This is a genomic window from Flavobacterium weaverense (assembly GCF_003688495.1).
In the GTDB taxonomy this organism is placed as follows: domain Bacteria; phylum Bacteroidota; class Bacteroidia; order Flavobacteriales; family Flavobacteriaceae; genus Flavobacterium; species Flavobacterium weaverense.
Genome location: NZ_REFH01000007.1, coordinates 231,132 through 253,492, shown reverse-complemented (window position 1 = coordinate 253,492; position 22,361 = coordinate 231,132). Strand labels below are relative to the sequence as shown.

Below are 22,361 nucleotides of genomic sequence, written 5' to 3'. Positions count from 1 at the left end.
TCATGAAAAAAATAGTATTAGCAACATTTTTATTTATAACTGCAACTATAAATGCTCAAGATAAAAAAGAAGAAATAAAGCCACAAATTGTTGAAGCCGCTTGCGGACAATGTCAATTTAATATGAAAGGTCACGACTGTGATTTAGCCGTTCGGATTGATGGAAAATCATATTTCGTGGATGGAACTTCAATCGACTCGCATGGAGATGCACATGCTGATGATGGTTTTTGTGCTGCGATACGAAAAGCAGAAGTAGTTGGAAAAATAGTTGACAATCGATTCAAAGTGACTTCTTTTAAAGTACTACCTAAAAAATAAAAAAAAATGGCTTGCAATAATTTGCAAGCCATTTTTTATTACTTAGTTTTTAGACTATCTTTTAGATTAAGATTTTCAAAAGTTGAGATGTCAATTACCTCTTCTAAATCTAAATCAAAAGAAACCGAGATACTGTCTCCTATTATTGTTACCGGCAACTGATTTGAGATCTGAGAAGAACCCACGAAAATATTTGGATAATCTTTTACTTTAAAATAGTAGAAACTGTTACCGTTTTTGACATCATTTTGAATTCTGGTTACAATTGATTTTACCGTCTTTTTATTAGAAACGCTATTCGGGTTTATCTTATTATCCGCCATATTATAGACGTTTTTAAAAGCAGTAAGCGTTTCGCGCATGGTGTTCCCTACTCCAACAATCGTATAATCAGAAATATCAACCATAGCAAACATTTTTACTAATCCCCCGTCATCTTTCAAAGTCATCACATAAGCAGGAATATTATTTATGTTATAAGGAATAGGCAACGACGCCTTATATCCTTTTTCCTGAACTTTTCCTTCTGCTGAGCTTTGAGCAGCATATTCAGTCGCACCACTTTGTTTGTAAAATGTGGCTTGTTTTGTTCTAGTATCTACTAAAACAAAACCAACCGCAGATTCATCTTTCCCTACCGAAGTGAGTCCGGTATACCAATACGATTTATTATCTTTTCCATAAACTAAAGTTAGACCTTCAGTTGTTTGTAGTTTATCAGCATTAGAAAAGTTCCAATATCCATGAACATATTTTCCCCAATAATTCAATTGATTTTCAATAAAATCTAAAGGTTGGATTCTGTCCACCCATTGCGGTGTTTTAGCAATTGAATACTCATTAATAGCACCTGATTGTGCATCAACTACAATAACTCCCGTGGCGTCCTTTCCTGCAAAACCAATTTTTTTAGCATACTTAGTAATCACCCAAAATGGATTTCCAGCATCATCAATTTCAAAACTAAAGTCGGTTAAGCCAGCAGTTGCATTTCCATTAAAGTAAACATGACGATGCAATTCACTTCCAAAATAAGCTCCGGGTTGATATTTAATTTTTACAGGTTTTCCACCAACGTTCTGGACAAGTTTTACATCACGCTCATTAGTTGCAGATACCATTACATATCCATCCGTTCCATCTTTATTGTTAAACCATTTCAAAAGTCCTGAATGCAGTAAAGGTGCAACCCAATACAATTCGGTACCAACTTTTTGAATACAAAATTCACCTAGTTCCACTTGGCTTCCCAAAGCCGGTTGCGATCCCAATATTTTTTCACCTAATAAATATGCTAATTTTTCGTCGACAACTCTAATTTTATCAATAGAAATTGGCGCAATGTGATTGGTAATTTTCTGGCCATCTTCGACCTTGCCAATTAAATTTTTAAAAGAATCAGTTCGTAACATTTTTGTACTAGTAACAAGAGGAAGCAATATTATATATGCTAAAAGTACCGCAACTAAAACATACAAAATCTTGCTTGGCATTGCAGCAAGTTTTACTTGCTTTGTTTTTTCTGATACCGTTATCCCAGCTGAAAAAACTATTGCTACAAAAACTAAGATTAATAAGATAAAAGCAAAACCCGTAAAACCGTAGTTAATTACTGGTAAATTGATGTAAAACAATACAAAGCCTAAAATAACAAGCACTAAAATTGAAACTATTTTCTTCATAACTTTATTTTTATACTTAATTAGTAGATAAATCTAATATATGTTACAAAGGAGCCCATAAAATCTAAGCAATTACAACGATAGCATATCTTTTTTTAAGATTTTTACATCTAAATCGCGTACGAAAACCATTGTTTTAAATACAGTAAAAAATAGTATTTTTGCACTTGGTTCGTTATTAACGAAATGAATTTTTAAACGATAAAAAAGCAATTATGAAAGCATACGTATTTCCAGGTCAAGGAGCACAGTTTACAGGAATGGGCAAAGACTTATATGAAAATTCACCTTTAGCAAAAGAATTGTTTGAGAAAGCAAACGAAATATTAGGTTTCCGCATCACAGATATTATGTTTGAAGGAACTGCAGAAGAATTGAAAGAGACTAAAGTCACGCAACCAGCAGTTTTTTTGCACTCTGTGATCTTAGCAAAAACATTAGAAGATTTCAAACCAGAAATGGTAGCAGGTCACTCTTTAGGAGAGTTTTCAGCATTAGTTGCTAACGGCGCTTTATCATTTGAGGATGGTCTAAAATTAGTTTCTCAAAGAGCTTTAGCAATGCAAAAAGCGTGCGAAATCAAACCTTCGACTATGGCAGCGGTTTTAGGATTAGCAGATAATATCGTAGAAGAAGTTTGCGCTTCTATTGATGGCGTTGTAGTAGCAGCAAATTACAACTGTCCTGGACAATTAGTTATTTCTGGAGAAACCTCAGCAGTTGAAAAAGCGTGTGAAGCTATGAAAGAAGCTGGAGCAAAAAGAGCTTTGTTATTACCTGTAGGCGGTGCATTCCACTCGCCTATGATGGAACCTGCAAGAGAAGAATTAGCGGCAGCGATTGAAGCAACTACTTTTTCAACTCCTACGTGTCCAGTATATCAAAATGTAACTGCTAGTGCCGTTTCATCGCCAGAAGAGATTAAGAAAAACTTGATTATTCAATTGACTGCACCAGTAAAATGGACACAATCTGTACAACAAATGATCGCTGATGGTGCTACTTTATTTACTGAAGTTGGACCTGGTAAAGTATTAGCTGGATTAATTGGAAAAATTGACAAAGAAGCTGCGACTGCAAATGCATAAAAATAGCATGCAGTAATCACTGTTCCTATAAATTCAAAATCCTCATAAATAAATTTTTATGAGGATTTTTGTTTTGTAAATCATTTGCTTCTTCACAATGATTATTTAAAATTCCTGAAATTAAATAATCATCACCCAACTTTTCGAAAAGAACATATCAGGTTGTTCGTTTGTCGGAGTTGTAAAAAATATAATATGAACCAAGATATTTTAATTCTTGCGGAGTTTTCCGATTTGGAAAGTCTCTTATATTATTAGAAACAAATTGAACTAATTTTTCTAAATACTTGTCTGCATTTTCTTGATAAGAAAAGTATTTTTTATTGAATAATAAAAAGACTAAATCATCGAAATAGTTTAAAATATCATTTTTATAAATTATTTTTTCCAATGATACTTACTTATTCGTTTCTTCATTTCTAATAAAAGCTCTTCAGGTTTATACCCATTTTTGAATTCCTTATCAAAATCAAAATTTTCTCCAATGCCCTTCTGCTTTGAATTGGTTTTGTAAGCTGTAATTGGTTCTTCAGCATTGTTTGAATTTAATTTTACATCACTCATAACTAATGTGGTAGTCAAACAAATTTACATAAAAAAATCCCAAACTATCATTTTGATACTTTGGGATTCTCATTAAATATAATAGCTATTTTTTAACTTCTAATCTTTTGTTCCCATTTCCAAGCGCTTGCCATCGCTTCTTCAAGAGTAGATTGTGCTTTCCAACCAAGAACATTATTTGCCTTGTCCGTATTGGCGTAAGCCGAAGTAATATCTCCTTCTCTACGGCCTACAATTTTGTAGGGCAATTTTTTACCGCTTACTTTTTCGAAACTATTTATAACTTCTAATACAGAACTTCCTGTACCAGTTCCTAAATTGAAAGTTTCAACTTTAGCAATATTCTTTTTATTTAACAAACGTTGTAATGCTATTACGTGGGCTTTCGCCAAATCTACTACGTGAATATAATCACGAACAGCTGTCCCATCAGGAGTAGGATAATCATCTCCATAAACAGCTAATTCTTTTCTCAATCCAAAACCTGTTTGAGTAATAAAAGGAACTAAGTTTTGAGGAACTCCTATCGGTAACTCCCCTATTTCAGCTGATGGATGTGAACCAATAGGATTGAAGTAACGCAATAAAATCGCATTTATATTAGTCACTTTGGCAGTATCAGTTATTATTTCTTCACCTACAGCTTTTGTATTTCCATACGGAGACATCGCTTGCTGTAATTCTGCATCTTCAGTAATTGGCATTTTTTCGGCTTGACCGTAAACCGTACAAGAAGAACTAAAAATGAAATTAGCATCAGGTTTTTGCTGCAATTGCTGTAAAACATAGATTAGTGCGCTAATATTATTTTCATAATACAACAATGGATCCTCTACACTTTCACCTACCGCTTTTGAAGCTGCAAAATGAATGACTCCTGAAATATCAGTATGTCTTTTGAAAAAATCCTGCACTTTATCTTTCTCACGTAAATCAATGTTTTCGTAAGCTGGCGTTTTACCAGTTATATTTTTAATTCCATCTAAAACACTTAACGAAGTATTTGATAAATTATCTACTATGATGACCTCAAAACCTTCGTTTTGCAATTCAACTACGGTATGAGAACCAATAAAACCTAAACCTCCTGTTACTAAAACTTTCATCTTTTTCTGCTGTTTTTTGTTTACAAATAATTATTTTAAAAATTCTAAAACGCTATCTGTAATATATTTAATTTGTTCATCATCTAATTCAGTATGCATCGGTAAAGAAAGTACTTCTTTCACCAATTGATTAGTAATTGGAAAATCTTCTTCCTTGTATCTACTATCTTTATATGCTTTTTGAGAGTGCAACGGAATTGGGTAATAAATAGCACAAGGAATTCCTTTGTCTAATAAATGTTGCATTAATCCATTTCTGTCTGCTGCAATAATACGTAATGTATATTGATGAAAAACGTGACAATCGCAAATATCACAAATCGTTGGCGAAATGATATTTTTATGACCTTCAAATGCCGCCGAGTATTTTCTAGCCGCATTTTGACGTGCTTTATTATATTCATCTAACAACGGTAGTTTAGCGTTCAAAACAGCCGCTTGAATACTATCTAAACGAGAATTCACACCTACAACATCATGATGATAGCGTTCGTACATTCCGTGATTTACAATTCCACGAAGTTTATGAGCTAATGTATCGTCATTTGTGAAAATTGCTCCTCCATCTCCATAACATCCTAAGTTTTTTGAAGGGAAAAATGAAGTTGCACCAACATGACCTATTGTTCCAGCTTTCTTTTTTGAACCATCAGAGAACCTACAGTTAGCACCAATTGCTTGCGCATTATCTTCGATTACATATAAATTAAACTCTTTGGCAATAGCCATAATTGCTTCCATGTTAGCGGCACGACCAAATAAATGAACTGGTACAATAGCTTTTGTTTTTGGAGTAATTGCTTTTCTAATTCCTTCTATAGAAATATTCATATTAACTTGGTCAACATCCACTAAAACTGGTGTTAACTGCAGCAATGCAATAACTTCAACTGTTGCCGCAAATGTAAAATCGGCAGTAATTACCTCATCACCCGGTTGCAAATCCAGACCCATCATCGCAATTTGCAAAGCATCGGTTCCATTTGCGCATGGAATTACATGCTTAACATCCAAATAATCTTCTAATGATTTCTGGAAATGATGTACTTGAGGTCCGTTGATATAACTATTAGTTTCTAAAACTTCCTGAATAGAAAGATTAACGGTTTCTTTTATTTTATCATATTGACTTTTCAAGTCAACCATCTGGATTTTCTTCATTGATTTCTTTTGTTTAAAGGTCAAAAGCTTAAAGTTTTTAATCGCAAAAAACCTTTTCTTAAAACGATTAACAAAAATAGTTATTTAATGAGTTCAAACCAATGAACGTATATTAAAAAAATAGCATTGTTATAAAATAATAGCGTTGAATGAGATCAATTTGAATTTAAACATTTCTTTGGAAGTAATTAAAATAAAGAAAACGTATTTTAGCCAAAAATACAAAAAGATGCTTTTTCTCTATAATTTAGTAGTTCAATTTGCTGGTTTTTTACTAAAAATCGCAGCTCTTTTTAGCTCGAAAATGAAACTTTTTATCGAAGGTCGGAAAGATGTTTTCACCACATTAGAACAAAAAATAAAATCGACCGATAAAACTATTTGGTTTCACGCGGCTTCTCTTGGAGAATACGAACAAGGTTTGCCTGTTATCGAAGCAATCAAAAAACAGTTTCCTTTTCATAAAATCGTACTTACTTTTTTCTCACCTTCGGGCTACGAAGTACGTAAAAACAATACAGTCGCTGACGTTACCGTTTATCTACCATTAGACACAAAGAAAAATGCGCAGGAATTTTTGAGATTAACACATCCAGAATTAGTATTTATAATTAAATATGAATATTGGCCTAATTACCTCGCTGAACTTAAAAAACAAGAAATTAAAACTTACTTGATTTCAGGAATTCTTAGAAAAAATCAGTTGTTTTTCAAATGGTATGGCGGGTTTTATAGAGAAGCACTAAATACTTTTACCTACTTTTTTGTTCAGAATGAAAATTCAAAAAAGCTATTACATCAATTAGGAAAAACGAATGTTTCAGTATCTGGTGATACTCGATTTGATCGCGTTGCAACCATTTTAGAAAAAGATAATTCTCTAGATTTTATTGCTCAATTTAAAAACAATAAGCTTACAATTATTGTGGGTAGTTCTTGGCCAAAAGATGAAAATATTTTAATAGATTTCATTAATTCAAATCCATTAAGTACTAAATTTATTATTGCGCCACACAATATTAAAGAAGAGCAGATCAAAAATTTAAAAGAAAGTATGAATAAGAAAACAGTTTTGTTCTCCGAAAAAGAAGGGAAAAATCTAGCTGATTTTGATGTCTTTATTATTGACACTGTCGGCATTTTAACTAAAATATACAGCTATGCTGATATCGCTTATGTAGGTGGTGGTTTTGGAAATCCAGGGGTTCATAATTTATTAGAACCAGCCACTTTTGGCGTTCCCATTGTTATTGGACCTAACTACTCCCATTTTGCGGAAGCAACCGCATTAGTCAATATGGAAGGCTGCACAGTTATAAAAAACGCAACTGAATTAAACGAGGCTTTTTCAAATTTGATTAGAAATGAAGATATTAGGAATGAAAAAGGACATATTTGCGAAACTTTTGTGCAAATGAATAAAGGAGCAACTGCTGTAATTTTAAAAAATATTTTGAATGATACAATTTAAGCCATTAGTAGTTTCTGAGATTGAAACAATAGTTAACATGATGGAACAATTTTATGCAATAGATAATTATCCTATTGACACTGAAATATCTAAAAGGCTGTTTCAAGAATTTATTTCTGATGAAAAACTTGGTAAAGCTTGGCTTATTGTTTCTGATAATGAAGTGGTAGGCTATGTAATTCTAGCATTTATATTCAGTTTTGAATATCAAGGCACAATTGCATTTTTAGATGAATTATATCTGTCAGAAAAAGCTAGGGGAAAAGGAATTGGAAGTCGAGCGGTAGCATTTGTTTTGGAAGAAAGTAAAAAACTATCCATAAAATTAATCTACTTAGAGATCGAAAACCACAATCAAAATGCACAAAAATTGTATATTGCAAGCGGTTTTGAAATGCATAATCGGAAATTAATGGCACACAAAATCAAATAAAATTGCAAACTAAATAAATAAACATGAAATTTTTAAAACTATTCCTATTATTATTTGTTATTCAGACGCAAGCCCAGCAAGGTGGTATGTGGATTCCTTCTTTATTGAAAGGAATGAATGAAACAGAAATGAAAAATCTAGGCATGAAAATGTCTGTGAAAGAGATTTATGATGTGAATAATTCAAGCATTAAAGATGCTGTTCCACATTTCAACGGAGGTTGTACTTCTGAAGTGATTTCGCCAAAAGGTTTGATTTTAACAAACCACCACTGTGGTTACTCTCAAATTCAATCACATTCTACAGTTAAAAACAATTACTTAGCTGATGGTTTTTGGGCTTATAAAATGGAAGATGAATTACCAAACGATAACTTGACTGTAACTTTTATTGTAAAAATAGAAGATGTGACTACATCAGTTTTAAACGGAACTGCATCACTTACAAATGAAGCTGATAAGCAGAAAAAAATTCAAGAAAATATTTCTTCATTAAGTAATTCTTTACCAAAGGAAAACTGGCAAGAAAATAAAATCCGTACTTTCTTTGAAGGAAATCAATACATGCTTTTCGTTACAGAAACGTTTACAGATGTTCGTTTAGTTGGTGCGCCACCAACATCTATTGGGAAATTTGGTTCTGATACTGACAACTGGGTTTGGCCGCGTCATACAGGAGATTTTTCTTTATTTAGAATTTATGCTGATAAAAATAATCGTCCAGCTAAATATTCGAAAGATAATGTGCCGTACACTCCAAAACACTTTTTACCAATTTCACTTGACGGTGTAGCGGAAGATGATTTCACTCTAGTATTTGGATACCCAGGAAAAACTAATGAGTATTTACCAGCTGTTGCTATTGAGCAAATTGTAAACGAATTAAATCCAGCAAAAATCGAAATCAGAGATAGAGCTTTAAAGGTGGCTGATGGTTTTATGAGAAAAGATAATGCGATCAAAATTCAGTACGCATCAAAATATGCAAGTATTGCTAACTATTGGAAAAAATGGATTGGTGAAACACAAGGATTAAAAAAATCAAATGCAGTAGCTGTAAAAAGAGAAGCGGAAAAAGCTTTTCAGGAAAAAGTGGTTAAAGCAGGTAAGCAAAAAGAATATGGAACACTATTAGCTGATTTCGAAAAAAACTACACTGAAATAGCTCCCTATGCAGTTGCAAAGGAATACTTCGCTGAAACAGTACAACGCAATACAGAAATGCTTAGCACTGGTTTTAAATTGTACCAGTTAGAACAGGTTTACAATTCTAGAGGAGAACAAGCATTTAACGATAGAAAAGCAAACCTAGTAACTAGTTTAGCTGATTTTTACAAAAACTTCAACGCATCAGTAGATGAAAAGGTTTTTGAACAACTGATAGATTTATATGCTACAAAATCATCTAAACAGTTTTTACCAAAAGGTTTAGTAAATGTAAATGCTAAAAACTTAGCGTCAGAAGTTTACGGTAAATCAAAACTAAAAGATTACGAAAGTTTGAAAAAATTACTTTCTGGTGATGCAAAGACGGTTATTGCAAACTTGAATGCTGATCCTGCTTTTATACTTGTAAAAGAATTATCTGATAAGTATACTAAAGAGATTGCCCCAAAGTATGACGAAATCAACATGAACATTACAGCATTACAGCGTACGTACATGAAAGCGCAATTAGAGTTAAACTCTGATAGTCGTATTTTCCCAGATGCTAACAGCACATTAAGAGTAACCTACGGAAAAGTTAAAGGGTACGAACCTAAAGACGCTACTTTCTATCAACCAGTTACCTACTTAGAAGGTGTAATGGAGAAATATGTTCCTGGAGATTACGAATTTGATATTCCAGCAAAATTAGTTGATCTATATAATAAAAAAGATTACGGTCCATACAGCGAAAACGGAAAAATGCCAGTTAATTTTATTGGTACAAATCACACTACTGGAGGTAATTCAGGAAGTCCTGCAATTGACGCTCATGGAAACTTAATTGGACTAAATTTTGACCGAGTTTGGGAAGGAACTATGAGTGATATCTATTATGACCCTAGTATTTGCAGAAATATAATGGTTGATATACGTTATGTGTTATTCATTATGGATAAATATGCAGGTGCTCAAAACTTAATTAGCGAATTAAAGTTAGTTCACCCAAAACAGACTAAACCATTAAAGAAGAAGGTCTTAAGAAAAAAATAAAATCAATCAAAGGTTAAATTAATCAAAATTGATACTATTTAACCTTTGTTTTCAACTGGCATAATAATTGCTATTTGCTTTGGCGTGGAGAGAAAATATAATTTTTAAAAAAATAAATAAAAAAATAATTTACATATTAAAAAATTTATATCTTTGCCACGAATTAATAATTAACCTTTTATAATAAATTAAGATGAAAAAAGTATTTTTAAGTTTAGCTGCTGTTGCTGTATTAACTGTTGTATCTTGTAAAAAAGCTGACGCTAACGCTGAAGACACTATGACTGTAGACACTACTGCTGTAATTACTGACACTGTTGCTGTTGTTACTGATTCAGTTATGACTGTTACTGACACTACTGCTGTAACTCCAGAAGTTAAGTAATTTTTAAATTACAAAAAAAATGAAGCCATCCGCTATGCAGGTGGCTTTTTTTTATTCTAGCGTTTTATTTTTTTAAAAATAAGAGGCTCGAAACAAAAAAAGAGAGTGTTCTGAAACTTCAGGACACTCTCTTTTTTTAATACTATTAGATTTATCTAATCAAGAAAAACAAAATCATTCCCAGAGAAGTCCAATATCTCAGATACACCTCCGTATCGTACGATTTCATCGATTCCTTTCTGCAAACGCAATGCTGTGGTATACTTTCTACTTGTTGCGAAAATTTGGCCGCCTAGCATCAATTTAAAGAAAAACTTTCCAGCTGACGATTTGAATTTTAGAAACTCTGCCGTTTCTATCTGAATTTTAAACCTTTCAATATCTTCTTCGCATTCAAACTTTAGCTCGTAACTTAAACTCGTGAACACAACTTTACCTTTCCTCGAAGTGAACACAAATTTATATTCGTCATTATATCTTTTACTAATTACAAAAGCTCCCATACTTAAAACAAAAATTAATCACAAAATCAAGTTCATATAAAAAAAGCAACTGCTTTTCGACAAAAAGAATATTTTTTTTTAAATCAACATTCCGATAATTTTAGAAATAATACTGATTCTCGTTTTCAGAGTTGACTTCGAATCCACTACTCACAATGACACAAAACTTTTATTTGAAATATTTATTCCAAACTAAAGTATTTCAAAATTGATCTCCAATATTACTACTATTCTAAATAATCGATTCAAAATATAAAAAAACTCCAAACGCAGTTTGAAGCTATTTAAGTAAACGTTAAAGCTCTACCGCTGAAATTAAAAAATATGTTTTGGATCGAAATTTAATATATAAAAAAAGCTCCAAACATAGTTTGAAGCTTTTTTAGTACTCAGAGCGGGACTTGAACCCGCACGAACATTGCTGTTCACTGGATTTTAAGTCCAGCGTGTCTACCAATTTCACCATCCGAGCATTATGTGGTGTGGAGCGAAAAACGGGGCTCGAACCCGCGACCTCGACCTTGGCAAGGTCGCGCTCTACCAACTGAGCTATTTTCGCATTTTCAGTTCGACTTGGCGAACCGCGATACTTGTTCTGTATTGCGGATGCAAATTTAAGACTTTTATTGAGTTACACAAGCCTTTTTTGCAAAAAAATTCAATAAAAAAGTTAACGTTCTGATAACCCATTATTTAAAAAGAATAAAATTTTTATCTAACCAGCATTCTTTTAATTTCATTGAGTTTCATCAATGCTTCCATGGGTGTAATCGTATTTATATCTAGATTTAAAATCTCTTCCTTAATTTCTTCCAGCAAAGGGTCATCTAGATTAAAAAAACTCATTTGCATTTCGTCTTTTGCGGCCTTGATTCCGTTTAACGCATCGCTAGAATGATTTTTCTCTAATTTCTTTAAAAGTTTCTGTGCTTTCAATATTACTATTTGCGGCATTCCCGCCATCTTGGCAACGTGTATTCCAAAACTATGCGCACTTCCTCCTTTTATTAATTTTCGAACAAACAAAACAGTATCTTTTAATTCCTTCACGGCCACGTTATAATTTTGGATTCTAGGCAATGATTCACTCATCTCATTTAATTCGTGATAATGCGTAGCAAATAAGGTTTTAGGCCTTGAAGGATGTTCATGCAAGAACTCTGCAATTGCCCATGCAATTGAAATTCCATCATAAGTACTCGTTCCTCTACCAATTTCGTCTAGCAATACTAAACTGCGATCAGAAATATTGTTCAAAATTGAAGCCGTTTCATTCATTTCGACCATAAAAGTAGATTCGCCCATCGAAATATTATCTGAAGCTCCTACTCTAGTGAAGATTTTATCAACAACGCCCATTCTTACAGTCTCTGCGGGAACAAAACTTCCCATTTGAGCTAAGAGTACGATTAATGCTGTTTGACGTAAAATAGCCGACTTACCAGACATGTTAGGACCTGTAATCATAATTAACTGCTGCGTCTCTCTATCTAAAAAAACATCATTAGCGATATATGGCGTTCCCACCGCCAATTGCTTTTCGATAACAGGATGTCTTCCGTTTTTTATTTCTAGTTCGAAAGTTTCGTCTAAATCTGGGCAAACGTATTTATTCTCGATTGCTAACTGCGTAAATGAACATAAGCAGTCTAGCTGTGCAACCAAATTAGCATTCATTTGAACGGGCTTGATGTATGTGGCGATCCAATGAACCAATTGCTCAAATAACTCTGCTTCTATCTTATGAATTTTCTCTTCAGCTCCTAAAATTTTTGTTTCATATTCCTTTAATTCCTCGGTGATGTAGCGCTCCGCATTAACTAATGTCTGTTTCCTAATCCATTCTGCGGGAACTTTGTCTTTATGCATGTTTCGAACTTCGATATAATAACCAAAAACGTTATTGAAAGAAATTTTTAAAGAGGAAATTCCCGTTGCTTGAGATTCTCTTTTTTCAATTCCATCTAAGAACTCTTTTCCTGATGTCGAAATTGCACGTAAATCGTCTAATTCAGCATTCACGCCTTTAGCAATTGCATTTCCTTTAGAAACAGCTACAGGAGCATCTTGATTCAAGACAGTTTTGATTTTTTCACGTAATAATTCACAACTATGCAAATTGTCTCCAATTACTTTTACCGCTTCTTGCGGACTTTGTAAAGCCAAGTTTTTTATTGGAATAATAGCATCCAAAGATTCTTTTAAGTACACCACCTCACGTGGCGACACTTTCCCCGCAGCGATTTTTGAAATTAATCGTTCTAGATCTGAAATTTGCTTAATTTGATTTTGAATATTTTTCAAAACCGATTGATTCTCTTTTAAATAAGAAACGACCTCGTGTCTACTTTTTATCTTGTTACTATCTTTCAATGGTAATGCTAACCATCTTTTTAATAATCTCCCACCCATTGGCGAAAGCGTTTTGTCAATAACATCAAGAAGAGTGACCGCGTTTGGATTATAACTATGATACAATTCTAAATTTCGAATAGTAAAACGATCCATCCAGACGTAAGCGTCTTCAGCGATTCGCTGAATTGAAGTAATATGTTGGACTTTATTATGCTGCGTTTCTGAGAGGTAATATAAAATTGCTCCAGCAGAAATAATTCCCTCTTTTAATTCTTCGACCCCAAAACCTTTCAATGAAAAAGTTTGGAAATGTCTCGTCAACGTTTCAAAAGCATAGTCTTCCTTATAAATCCAATCTTCTAAATAAAAAGTATGATAGTCTTCTCCGAAAGCTTCTTTAAAATCATTTTTACTGTTTTTGGGAATTAAGACTTCACTCGGATTAAAATTCTGCAAAAGCTTATCAATATATTCTGCATTTCCCTGAGCAGTTAAAAACTCTCCTGTTGATACATCTAGAAACGATATTCCAATAGATTTAATAGCAAAAAATATTGCGGCAAGAAAATTATTTGTTTTGGATTGTAAAACCTCATCATTCATAGAAACACCAGGAGTTACTAATTCAGTAACGCCCCGTTTAACGATTGTCTTTGTCATTTTTGGATCTTCTAATTGATCGCAAATAGCAACTCGGAGTCCAGCTTTAACAAGTTTAGGCAAATACGTATTTATGGAATGATGCGGAAAACCAGCAAGCGCAGTTTCACCTTCTGAACCTGCACCTCTTTTAGTCAAAGTAATTCCTAAAATCTTTGATGCTCGAACAGCGTCATCACCAAAAGTTTCATAGAAATCACCCACACGAAACAGTAAGCATGCATCAGGATATTTCCTTTTGATCTCATTATACTGCTTCATTAATGGAGTTTCCTTAACCGGTTTATCTTTAGATGCCAATGTATTTTGTCTTTAAAATGAATGAAAAAAAATCTATCAGCGAATTTATAGATTTATAGCCAATTATCGTGATTACAGAAAAAATTAACGCTTTTTAAGATTAAATTATGGCATTGGCATGATTTTTTCTTTAAATTTGTCAAACCAATTAAAAAACAAATAAAATGAAAAAGATAATTACATTAGCATTATTATTAGTTGTAGGAGTGACGGCTTCTCACGCGCAAGAAAGCTCAAAAGCTGTTAAGAAAGTAAAAGCTAAAACTACTGTAGTTACAACTACAAAAGTAAACGGTGCAGGAATGGTTTTCGCTAGTGAGACTATTGATTATGGTACTGTTGCTTACAACTCTGATGGTAACCGTGAGTTTGTTTTTACAAACAATGGTAACAAACCATTAATTATTACTAATGCACAAGGTTCATGTGGTTGTACTGTTCCTACTTATCCAAGAGCGCCTATCGCTCCAGGAGCAAAAGGAGTGATTGGAGTAAAATACGATACATCAAGAGCAGGTCAGCCTTTCTCTAAAACTATTACTTTGACAACTAATGCAGTTGTACCTACAAAAGTACTTACGATTAAAGGAAATGTTTTAGCTATCGACGGTTCAAAAAGCTAATTAAAATAAATATTAAAAAAAAGCTTCCATTAATTTAGGAAGCTTTTTTTTTGAATACTCCCCAATTATGAGAAAACTCGAAAATAGCGAACTGGATAGAAAATCAATTGAAGATTTTAAACAATCGGAAAAAACACCCATTATTTTAGTTTTAGATGATATCCGCAGCTTGCACAATATTGGTTCTGTTTTTAGAACTGCTGATGCGTTTTTGATCGAAAAAATATACTTATGTGGCATCACTGCTACGCCTCCAAATAAAGAAATTCATAAAACAGCGCTCGGAGCTACTGAAACTGTAACCTGGGAACATTGCGAAAGCGTTATTGAAGTTATCGAAAGACTTAAAAAAGACAATGTTACCACACTTGCTATCGAACAAGTTGAAAGTGCTGTATTTCTTGATGATTTCAAAGTTAAAAAAGAAATGAAGTACGCATTAGTTTTTGGAAATGAAGTGTACGGAGTTTCACAAGACGCTGTTGCAATTTGTGACGGTTGTATTGAAATTCCTCAGTTAGGAACTAAACATTCCTTAAATATATCTGTAAGTGCAGGAATTGTAATTTGGGATTTATTTGTAAAGGTAAAGCAATTAGATAATTAGATTGCTGATTTCATAATTGATAGAAAAGATACCTTTATAAAACTATTTACCAAAATCGAAAACTCTTTTATTGCTTTCAATAGAATTCAACAAGATTTTATCATGTCGAGCTAATTCTCATTTTCATTCAATCTAATATAATTAGAATTAAATATCACGAAGCTAAATTCAGGTGTAATTTTTATAGTGATACTTTATTTATTTTGTTCTGAATTTCGCTTAAGATGAAAAGATAATCTTCTTGATTCTTTACAAAATCTCTATCAGAAACATCGATAATCAAAACATTTAAATCGGTTTGTGATTTTATATAATCTAAGTAACCACTATTGATTTTGTCAAGATAATCTGCAGGAATTTCTTGTTCGTAGCTTCTTCCTCTTTTTTTAATATTTTGCAGCAAACGCTCTGAATTTTGATACAAGTAAATATATAAATCGGGTTTTGGCATTTCTTTGTAGATAATATCAAATAGATTTCGATACAATCTATACTCATCATCTGCCAAAGTGATTTTAGCAAATATCAAAGATTTAAAAATATGATAATCGGCTACTATAAAATCTTTAAACAAATCAAACTGCGCTAAATCATCTGATAATTGTTGGTATCTGTCGGCTAGAAATGACATTTCAAGCGGAAACGCATAGCGATTTTGGTCTTTATAAAATTTGGGCAAAAAAGGATTATCTGCGAAACGCTCTAAAACAGTTTTAGCATTAAAATCTTCTGCAATTTTAGTGGCTAAAGTCGTTTTACCAGCACCAATATTTCCTTCAAAAGCTACATAATTAAATTGTTCCAGAGCAAGATTTGCTAGTGGACTACTTAAATTTTGCACCACTTTACAAACACTTTCATCTGGAGAAGCATCTAATAATTCTTTAATCGTTTTTTTAAATACTGGATGTTTCCAATCTAATTTTAAATCTAAAATAGGTAATAATACAAAATTTCTATTCTGCATTAAAGGATGCGGAATTTGGAGTTTCTCTGATTCTATTATTTCTTCATCAAATGCTATTAAATCAATATCAATAATTCTAGATTGGTATCCTGAAGCCGCACCTCTAATTCTGCCTAATTTTTTTTCCACTTTTAAAGCCTGTGACAAAACTTTTTGCGCAGTACTTGTAGTGTGAATTAGAATAGCACAATTATAAAAAGCATCACTATCAAAACCCCAAGAAGGACTTTCATATAACTGGGATACTTTTATAACAGTTCCTATTTCTTGATGGATTAACGCTATACATTTTTCAATGATTTCTAGACGATTACCTTGATTACTTCCTAGCGATAAAATTACCTGATGTTGTGATTTCATATTAAACGCAAATTAACTAAAACAATTTTAGAATAGAAGTATCTTTATAAAGAGTGTTAATAACTAATTTTAGATTTTTATCTCTTAAATTTGTAACGAATTGAAAGGGTCGCAGACTTATTAAAAAAATATAAATATGAAATTTTTAGGAAATGTATTGGCTACCATCATTGGTATTTTTGTTTTCTTTATGTTGTTCTTTTTCGGAATACTATTGATTGGAGCTGTTTTTGGCGGTGAATCTGAGACGGTAACTGTAAAAAGCAACTCGGTAATCGAATTAAATTTAAGCAAAATCAAAAATGACTACGCAGGAAAATATAAAGATCCATGGGTAACTATTTTTTCTGACGGCAAAAAGATAGGATTAACTGATATTATTAATTCAATTGAAAATGCAAAAACAGATGACGACATCAAAGGAATATCAATTTTAAATGATAATTCTTCTTTGGGAATGGCTCAAAGCAAAGCTGTAAGAGACGCACTTGATGATTTTAAGAAGTCGGGCAAATTTGTGATGGCTTATTCTAATTCTTACTCTCAAAAAGAATATTACTTAAACTCAGTTGCGAATACAATTTATATCAATCCTGTAGGTGATATGGATTTCAAAGGGCTTTCAGCTGAAATCATGTTCTTCAAGGATTTCCAAGAAAAATCAGGATTAAAAATGGAAGTTATTCGTCATGGTAAATATAAAAGTGCGGTTGAACCATTTCTTGAAAATGAGATGAGCGAAGCCAATAGAGAACAAACGACTGCGCTGTTAACTTCAGTTTGGAACTCCATTGTGAAAGATATTTCTAAAAGTAGAAATGTGTCGATTGAGCAATTGAATGTAATTGCAAATGGATTATTAGCACGAACGCCAGAAATGGCAAAAACAGCTAAGTTGGTAGATATTGTAGCTTATGAAGATGTGTATCACAATGCGATTAGAAAAGCACTAAAAGTCGCTACTGACGAAGATTACAACAAAGTCTCTGTAACTGATTATGCTCAAAAAGTGCTTACTACTTCGCAATCTTCGGGAAGTAAAGATGAAATTGCAATTATTTATGCTCAAGGAGAAATTATGAGCGGTGAAGGAGATGTTACTGTGATTGGTGAAGGATCAATGCGTCGCTCTTTGCAAAAAGCTAGAAAAAACAAAAACGTAAAAGCGATTGTACTTCGTATCGACAGTCCTGGAGGAAGCGCATTAACATCTGATTTGATTTGGAGAGAAATTGAGCTGACTAAAAAAGTAAAACCAATAGTTGTATCAATGGGTAATTATGCCGCATCAGGTGGCTATTATATTGCTTGTAATGCCAATACTATTTTTGCTGAAGCAAATACAATTACAGGTTCGATAGGAGTTTTTGGAGTTTTACCGAACTTTACTCCACTAGCAACTAGAATAGGAATTCACACTGAACAAGTAAAAACGCATGAGAATGCTGCAAACTACAGTACATTTGTACCTATCGACGAAAAGTTCAAAGCAGTAACATTAGAAGGTGTCGAGCACATTTACAAAACATTTGTTACTCACGTTGCTGAAGGAAGAAAAATGACATTTGAGCAAGTAGATGCCATCGCACAAGGAAGAGTGTGGACTGGATCTGAAGCTTTAAAAATAGGACTAGTTGATAAAATTGGCGGACTTAATGATGCTATTGCTCAAGCAGCTTCATTAGCAAAAATTAAAAAGTTTAGCACTCAAAACTATCCAGAGTACGAAAAGAATTTTGATGATTTATTCGCAAACTTACCTTTTGCAAAATCTAAAGAATCATTTATAAAAGAAGAGATTGGAGAGGAGAATTATCGTATTATGCAAGAAATTAAAAAATTGCAAACACGCACAGGAATTCAAGCAGTAATGCCTTTTGAATTAAAGATAAACTAGTTAACGATAAAATTATAAAGTCCGTTTAAATCTAAATTTAAACGGACTTTCATTTTAAATAATAACGAGTAGAAAAAAAGCTACAAGGCTAAATGTTAAAAGTGATGAAAATCGCTAAACTATAATGCTTATTTTTGCATTGAAGTGGGCATCATTTTTGCTGAATCTAAAAATCTAAAGAAAACCAAATCATGCTAAAAACAATTTTAAAAGTTATTGGAGCCTTAATAATCTTGTTCCTAATTGCTTTATTTACAATCCCATATTTTTTTGAGGATCAAATAAAAGCAAAAATTGCTGATGCTATAAATGAAAAAGTAGATGCGAAGGTTAGTTTTTCTGATGTGAATTTAAGTTTAATAAAAAGCTTTCCAAGTGCAAATGTTACGCTCGATTCATTGGTAATCATTAATAAAGCTCCTTTTGAAGGTGACACTTTAGTTTCATTAGGCGAGGTTAATTTACAAATGTCAATTAAAGAATTATTTAAAGATAAAAATGAAGCAATTGCAATAGATGGAATTAGCACTAAAAATGGATTGATTAATATCATATTTAATAAGGATGGTATTGGTAATTATGATATTGCTTTGAAAAATAAAGAAAACAAAGCCGCCACTAAAAGCGAGCCTTTACTGTTGAAAATAAAAAATTATAAAATTGAGAATTTTCAGTTCCGTTATTTTGATGAAGGATCTAAAATAAAAATGAAAATTGATAGTTTAAACCACGAAGGAATAGGAGATTTTGCCTCTCAAAAACTAGATTTAGTAACAAAATCCACAGCAAAAATTTCCTTAGATCTCGATAAAGTAAATTATATGAATAATGTAGCTTTAACTTTAGATGCCGTTTTAGGAATCGATCTACAAAACAGCAAATATTCTTTCAAAGAAAACAAGGCGCTTATTAATCAATTGCCATTAGCATTCGATGGATTTATTCAGTTAGTAGAAAACGGACAGGAATATGATTTAAAATTCAAGACACCTACTTCCTCTTTCAAAAATTTCTTAGGAGTAATTCCTGCAGCTTATTCTGCTAGTTTAGAGAATGTAAAAACTACAGGAGATTTTACGGTTGTTGGTTTTGCAAAAGGTCTTTATTCTGCTAATACAGTTCCTAAATTCAATGTCGAAATTGCTTCTAAAAATGCTTCATTTAAATATCCTGATTTACCAAAAACAGTTCAAAACATTGTTATAGACACTAAAATAATAAATGAAACTGGAATATTAAACGATACTTATGTGAACTTAGATAAGCTTTCTTTCCAGATTGACCAAGATATATTTAATGCCAAAGCAAAAATTAGTAACATTACACAAAATGCCATTATTGATGCTGCATTAAAAGGAACAATCAACTTGGCAAACGTAACAAAAGCTTATCCTGTCAAGTTAGACAAACCGCTATCAGGAATTTTAAAAGCTGATGTTACAACAAAGTTTGATATGGAATCTGTGGAGAAAAGTCAGTATCAAAACATAAACAATGCTGGAACGATGAGTCTTTCAGGATTTAAGTATGCTGATGAAAATGGAAAAACCATGAATATCAGTACGGCATTAGTACAATTTAATCCGAGTCAGGTTAATTTAAAACAGTTTAGCGCAACAACTGGTAAAAGTGATATAAATGTGACTGGGATTTTAGAAAATTTCTATGGTTTTATTTTTAGAAACCAAGAGTTGAAAGGAAACTTCTTTATGAATTCTAAGCAACTAGCGGTAGACGACTTTATGACAAAAGGTGATGAAACTAAAGCTGAAGACAAGAAAGCAGAAGCTATGAAGATTCCATCTTTTTTAAATTGTACCCTTATCGCAAATGCTAATACTGTTTTATATGACAATTTAACCTTGAGAGATGTATCTGGAAAATTGATTGTCAAAGATGAGAAAGTAACCTTGGAAAACGTAAAAACATCTATTTTCGGTGGAACTATTGGAGTTAATGGAGCTGTTTCCACTAAAGGTAAAGTTCCGGTTTTTGAAATGAATTTAAATTTAAATCAAGTAGACATTGCGCAATCTTTCACGCAGCTTGATATGTTGAAAAAAATTGCACCAATAGCGGGAATCGTTAATGGAAAATTAAATTCGACAATCAAATTAAACGGAAATCTTAATGCGACTGAATTCACTCCTGATCTAAAAACTATCACAGGAGATTTACTAGGGCAATTACTTTCAACAACCGTGAATTCTGCTAATTCTACATTGCTAACATCACTAGCATCTAACATTAAATTTATCGATGTAAGTAAAATCAATTTGAATGATTTAAAAGCAGCAATTACCTTTAAAGATGGAAAAGTAAATGTGAAGCCTTTTGATGTAAAATATCAAGATATAAAAGCAACTATTGGTGGAACGCATGGTTTTGATCAATCGATGAATTATAATATAAAATTTGATGTTCCCGCAAAATATTTAGGATCAGAAGCAAATGCCTTGATTGCTAAATTATCTCCTGCTGAAGCTGCGAAAGTAGAAAGTATTCCAATTACTGCAACTTTAATAGGAAACTTTACAAACCCAAAAATTTCAACTGATATTAGTAGCGCAGTAACAAAACTTACTACACAACTAGTGAATCAGCAAAAAGATAGATTAGTAAAGCAAGGAACTTCAGCACTGAATGATTTTATAAACAAAAACAAAAAACCTGCTGATACAACTGCGGCAAATACTACTGCAACACCTACTGCTAAAGACGAGGTAAAAACTAAAGCCGCTGAATTATTAAATGGTTTATTCAATAAAAAGAAAAAAGTAGAAGAACCGAAAGCAAATTAAAACTTCAACATCAAAAAAAAATGCCTAAAAAGTGAATTACTTTTTAGGCATTTTTTTATACGTTTATGTTGACAATATATCCTTCTGAACTTCGAACATTAAAAACTGTACCATCATCAAAAATTAGATACTGTCCTTTTATACCTCTTAACTTTCCTTGAAATTGTGGTGTCTTATCTAAACTTAAGCTAGCCACTTTCTTTGGATATTCTAGAACAGGATAATGCATTTCATAAAGATCATTTTTTTGAGAATAGAAATATTCCCGAACTTCTTTTGGAATTAAATTTTCCAGTTTTAATCTCTCAGCAATTAAATCTACATGTTCAACAGTATTCGTTAGCATTTTTCTCCAATTGGTTTTATCTGCATAATGATTTTTCAATGCTACCTCAGTAATTCCAGCTAAATAACGATTAGGAACTTCGACAATAGAAATCGCCTCATTAGCACCTTGGTCAATCCATCGCGTTGGCATTTGGGTTTTTCTTGTAACACCGACTTTTACTTCACTTGATAAAGCTAGATAAACTATATGCGGTTGCAATTGCACTTTTTCCTCGTAAGCCAAATCTCTATCTTCAATTCCCAGATGCGCAGTGCTTAATTCAGGCTTCATTATCCAGTCGCCCACTGAAGCACTTGAATAGAAGCAATCATAACAAAAACCTTGTCGAAATATCTTTTTCTTTTTCCCACAATTAAGACATTGGTAACCAACAAAATTAATCTCTAGATCCTTATCTAATAATTGATTGACGTTCAAGAAACTATTTTCAAAAACTAGATAATATTGAATTGGATTGCCAAATTCAGTCTGCATTTTAGTTAGAACACCTTCGTAAGTCATTGTAATTTTAGATTTTAGATTAAGCACAAC

General features: G+C 32.5%; 18 protein-coding genes and 2 tRNA genes. 10 read left to right on the top strand and 10 right to left on the bottom strand.

Going from position 1 to position 22,361, the window contains the following annotated elements:
* Positions 1-2 precede the first annotated feature (2 nt).
* A complete protein-coding gene (locus BC961_RS01145) occupies positions 3-320 on the top strand; it encodes a DUF6370 family protein (RefSeq protein ID WP_121924024.1) in 318 nt (105 codons plus the stop codon).
* Between the two features lie 38 nt (positions 321-358).
* On the opposite strand, the gene BC961_RS01140 is transcribed toward BC961_RS01145, so the two are convergent.
* On the bottom strand, positions 359-2,002 hold the full coding sequence (locus BC961_RS01140; RefSeq protein WP_121924023.1) for a hypothetical protein: 1,644 nt from the start codon (positions 2,000-2,002) through the stop codon (positions 359-361).
* Positions 2,003-2,217: 215 nt separating this feature from the next.
* On the opposite strand from BC961_RS01140, the gene fabD reads away from it, so the two are divergent.
* Positions 2,218-3,090 carry an ACP S-malonyltransferase gene (fabD, locus tag BC961_RS01135; protein ID WP_121924022.1) on the top strand — a complete coding sequence of 291 codons (873 nt, stop codon included), beginning with the start codon at positions 2,218-2,220 and terminating at the stop codon, positions 3,088-3,090.
* Between the two features lie 378 nt (positions 3,091-3,468).
* Here fabD and BC961_RS01125 read toward each other — a convergent pair whose 3' ends face one another.
* The 3 genes from BC961_RS01125 to BC961_RS01115 form a co-directional block, all read right to left on the bottom strand.
* Entirely contained in the window at positions 3,469-3,654 is a 186-nt protein-coding gene (locus tag BC961_RS01125) for a hypothetical protein (protein ID WP_121924020.1), read from the bottom strand.
* A 92-nt stretch (positions 3,655-3,746) separates the two neighbouring features.
* The gene (gene galE, locus BC961_RS01120) at positions 3,747-4,760 is read right to left on the bottom strand and encodes a UDP-glucose 4-epimerase GalE (protein WP_121924019.1); all 1,014 of its coding nucleotides are present in this window, start codon (positions 4,758-4,760) and stop codon (positions 3,747-3,749) included.
* 30 nt (positions 4,761-4,790) lie between these two features.
* Positions 4,791-5,921 carry a DegT/DnrJ/EryC1/StrS family aminotransferase gene (locus BC961_RS01115; protein ID WP_121924018.1) on the bottom strand — a complete coding sequence of 377 codons (1,131 nt, stop codon included), beginning with the start codon at positions 5,919-5,921 and terminating at the stop codon, positions 4,791-4,793.
* 229 nt (positions 5,922-6,150) lie between these two features.
* Here BC961_RS01115 and BC961_RS01110 point away from each other — a divergent pair, with 229 nt between their 5' ends.
* The 4 genes from BC961_RS01110 to BC961_RS01095 all read left to right on the top strand — a co-directional run bounded on the left by BC961_RS01110 (position 6,151) and on the right by BC961_RS01095 (position 10,408).
* Positions 6,151-7,392, top strand: coding sequence for a 3-deoxy-D-manno-octulosonic acid transferase (locus BC961_RS01110; protein ID WP_121924495.1), 1,242 nt, complete (start codon positions 6,151-6,153; stop codon positions 7,390-7,392).
* Positions 7,379-7,825, top strand: coding sequence for a GNAT family N-acetyltransferase (locus BC961_RS01105; RefSeq protein WP_121924017.1), 447 nt, complete (start codon positions 7,379-7,381; stop codon positions 7,823-7,825). The genes BC961_RS01110 and BC961_RS01105 overlap by 14 nt, the downstream gene beginning before the upstream one ends.
* Before the next feature lie 23 nt (positions 7,826-7,848).
* Complete coding sequence (locus BC961_RS01100; protein ID WP_121924016.1) at positions 7,849-10,023, top strand: S46 family peptidase; 2,175 nt, start codon at positions 7,849-7,851, stop codon at positions 10,021-10,023.
* A gap of 193 nt (positions 10,024-10,216) precedes the next feature.
* Complete coding sequence (locus BC961_RS01095) at positions 10,217-10,408, top strand: hypothetical protein (RefSeq protein WP_121924015.1); 192 nt, start codon at positions 10,217-10,219, stop codon at positions 10,406-10,408.
* A gap of 155 nt (positions 10,409-10,563) precedes the next feature.
* Here BC961_RS01095 and BC961_RS01090 read toward each other — a convergent pair whose 3' ends face one another.
* The 4 genes from BC961_RS01090 to mutS all read right to left on the bottom strand — a co-directional run bounded on the left by BC961_RS01090 (position 10,564) and on the right by mutS (position 14,226).
* Positions 10,564-10,911 carry a YegP family protein gene (locus BC961_RS01090; protein ID WP_121924014.1) on the bottom strand — a complete coding sequence of 116 codons (348 nt, stop codon included), beginning with the start codon at positions 10,909-10,911 and terminating at the stop codon, positions 10,564-10,566.
* A 386-nt stretch (positions 10,912-11,297) separates the two neighbouring features.
* A tRNA-Leu gene (locus BC961_RS01085) sits at positions 11,298-11,383 on the bottom strand.
* Between the two features lie 11 nt (positions 11,384-11,394).
* A tRNA-Gly gene (locus BC961_RS01080) sits at positions 11,395-11,470 on the bottom strand.
* 152 nt (positions 11,471-11,622) lie between these two features.
* Positions 11,623-14,226: a DNA mismatch repair protein MutS gene (mutS, locus tag BC961_RS01075; protein ID WP_170151274.1), complete on the bottom strand. Its 2,604-nt coding sequence runs from the start codon at positions 14,224-14,226 to the stop codon at positions 11,623-11,625.
* A gap of 164 nt (positions 14,227-14,390) precedes the next feature.
* On the opposite strand from mutS, the gene BC961_RS01070 reads away from it, so the two are divergent.
* Positions 14,391-14,849 carry a DUF1573 domain-containing protein gene (locus BC961_RS01070; RefSeq protein ID WP_121924013.1) on the top strand — a complete coding sequence of 153 codons (459 nt, stop codon included), beginning with the start codon at positions 14,391-14,393 and terminating at the stop codon, positions 14,847-14,849.
* A 67-nt stretch (positions 14,850-14,916) separates the two neighbouring features.
* Complete coding sequence (locus BC961_RS01065) at positions 14,917-15,456, top strand: RNA methyltransferase (RefSeq protein WP_121924012.1); 540 nt, start codon at positions 14,917-14,919, stop codon at positions 15,454-15,456.
* Between the two features lie 181 nt (positions 15,457-15,637).
* Here the strand turns inward: BC961_RS01065 and folK are convergent, their stop codons facing one another.
* A complete protein-coding gene (gene folK / locus BC961_RS01060) occupies positions 15,638-16,783 on the bottom strand; it encodes a 2-amino-4-hydroxy-6-hydroxymethyldihydropteridine diphosphokinase (protein WP_121924011.1) in 1,146 nt (381 codons plus the stop codon).
* Between the two features lie 136 nt (positions 16,784-16,919).
* Between folK and sppA the strand changes: the two genes are divergently transcribed.
* On the top strand, positions 16,920-18,680 hold the full coding sequence (gene sppA / locus BC961_RS01055; RefSeq protein WP_121924010.1) for a signal peptide peptidase SppA: 1,761 nt from the start codon (positions 16,920-16,922) through the stop codon (positions 18,678-18,680).
* Between the two features lie 191 nt (positions 18,681-18,871).
* Complete coding sequence (locus BC961_RS01050; RefSeq protein ID WP_121924009.1) at positions 18,872-21,481, top strand: AsmA-like C-terminal region-containing protein; 2,610 nt, start codon at positions 18,872-18,874, stop codon at positions 21,479-21,481.
* A gap of 55 nt (positions 21,482-21,536) precedes the next feature.
* Here BC961_RS01050 and BC961_RS01045 read toward each other — a convergent pair whose 3' ends face one another.
* Positions 21,537-22,331, bottom strand: a complete 795-nt coding sequence (locus BC961_RS01045) for a DUF2797 domain-containing protein (RefSeq protein ID WP_121924008.1) — start codon at positions 22,329-22,331, stop codon at positions 21,537-21,539.
* Between the last annotated feature and the right edge of the window lie 30 nt (positions 22,332-22,361).